At 55.2% G+C, this 1,973-nt stretch carries 3 protein-coding genes; 1 reads left to right on the top strand and 2 read right to left on the bottom strand.

What is annotated here, in order from left to right:
* Window positions 1-230: PHP domain-containing protein (locus tag ACOSYY_RS07550; protein WP_421661654.1), on the bottom strand; the 230-nt coding region annotated here is incomplete at its 3' end.
* A 449-nt stretch (window positions 231-679) separates the two neighbouring features.
* On the opposite strand from ACOSYY_RS07550, the gene ACOSYY_RS07555 reads away from it, so the two are divergent.
* Window positions 680-1,360 (top strand): transposase, encoded by a 681-nt coding sequence (locus ACOSYY_RS07555; RefSeq protein ID WP_421661655.1) that lies wholly within the window; start codon window positions 680-682, stop codon window positions 1,358-1,360.
* A 44-nt stretch (window positions 1,361-1,404) separates the two neighbouring features.
* On the opposite strand, the gene ACOSYY_RS07560 is transcribed toward ACOSYY_RS07555, so the two are convergent.
* The coding region (locus ACOSYY_RS07560; protein ID WP_421661656.1) for an AIR synthase-related protein at window positions 1,405-1,973 on the bottom strand (569 nt) is incomplete at its 5' end.

The following is a 1,973-nucleotide window of genomic DNA, read 5'->3' on the forward strand; positions in this document are numbered from 1 at the left end:
TGCCGGCTGCCGAGCGCCATGTAGGCCTCACAGCCGATGATCGGCTTGATGCCCGCGTCTTTGGCCTTCCGATAGAACTCGACCGCGCCGAACATATTGCCATGATCAGTCATCGCCACAGCCGGCTGATTGAACGACTTAATCTGCCGGACCAGCGGCTCGATCTGATTCGCGCCGTCGAGAAGACTGAATTGGGTGTGGAGATGAAGATGGACGAAGGACGAAGCCATGGCGGAGGATTCTATGGTGATGGGGAGGGGAAGTCAAACGGTGGAGGAGAAGTCTGATTCAGCCGTTTCCCTCTGAGATTTCTGATGGTCATAAATGCGGGCATACTGCACCTGCTTTCTGGAACTGCGAGGAGCTGATTGACCCAATAAACCTTTTCGCTAGGGTATAATATGTCGTCTTTCTCGAAAGTTATGTGATTTATTTGCTCTCGCAGGTCAATGCCGCAAGGCGAAAAATGGCATGAAGCTCTGTTACGAGGGTTTAGTCAGTCCTTCGCAGCAATAACGGAATTATGCCGGTCTGCATAATACGCCAACGCTGTGCTGTAGATAGCGGTGACAAGTCCATCAACACAAGAACTGGACGGGGTTGATGCGTGGTTCCTGATAAAAGGTGTCAGGAACCTTTTATTGACACGAAGTGATCATTCCGGGTACCGTGCACGGTCATGGGACGTCCGTTACGAGCTGCAGTCGGGGGTATGATCTATCATGTCCTGAACCGAGCGAATGGCCGACTACCGCTGTTCGAAACGCCCGCCGACTATGAGGCTTTCGAGAAGGTGCTTGGCGAAGGGCATGATCGGTTCCCCATGCGGACATTGGCCTACTGTCTGATGCCAAACCACTGGCATCTGGTGCTGTGGCCGCGGCGAGACGAAGAGCTTTCACGATTCATGGCGTGGGTGACGCTGACACACACCCAGCGCTGGCATGCCCATCGGCAGTCTGCTGGCGCGGGCCATCTCTATCAGGGGCGGTTTAAATCGTTTCCCGTGCAGGCGGATGAGCACTTCCTATCGGTGTGTCGGTATGTCGAGCGGAACGCCCTGCGAGCCAACCTTGTAACTCGTGTGGAAGAGTGGCGCTGGTCCAGTTTGTGGCGGAGAGGACAGAACAGGACCAATGCAACGGCTGTCTTGTCTGAATGGCCGGTGGCTCGACCTCAAGGCTGGGTGAAGTGGGTGAATGAGCCGCAAACGGATATGGAACTAATAGCGCTGCGTCGGTCTGTCTGTCGAGGGCAACCCTTCGGTTCGGAGGACTGGGTGCGACGTACCGCGAACCGGCTCGACTTGGAGGGAACTCTCAGAGCGCGCGGGCGGCCAAAGATCACAAAAGGTTCCTGACACCTTTTAGTCTAGTCTTTCCAGCTAGTCCAATAGGAGTGAGTCTACCGCCATCCGATGTGACCGCGTAATTGAACATGACCGCTTCCGGGAACGATCGAACCAATCTCGAATGCCGGACAGCCGCTTTGCTTAAGGCTGTTCAGCGTGGCCTCGAGTTCGTCACTGGAGACAACGAGTGCCATGCCGACACCGAGATTGAAAGTGCGCAGCATGTCGGCATCAGAGATCGAACCGGCTTCGCGAAGAAGATTGAAGATTGCTGCTGGACGATATCTCTCCAGGCGCACCGCGGCGTCGACATTATTTGGTAGGATGCGGTTTAAATTTTCGGCGATACCTCCACCAGTAATATGCGCAGCGCCCTTGATCGCTTTCATTTCAAAGAGAGGCTTCAAGGCTGGATAATAAGGCCGGTGAACGTCGAGCAGGACGTCAAGAACTGGTCTTCCATTCACCTCGGTCTCCAGCAGACCTGGATTGTCGGCAAGCACCCGCCGCACCAGTGAGTAGCCGTTGGTGTGGAGTCCGCTCGACCCCAGGCCGACGATGACGTCACCTTCGGCGATGGACCTGCCATCAACAATCCTATCTCTCTCGATGATGCCGACGA

Source organism: Nitrospira sp. BLG_2, from assembly GCF_049222245.1.

What these genes read in the sequence shown, in the direction of transcription:
- ACOSYY_RS07555 (WP_421661655.1), top strand. Translation starts at nt 680, where the DNA reads ATGGGACGTCCGTTACGAGCTGCAGTCGGGGGTATGATCTATCATGTC.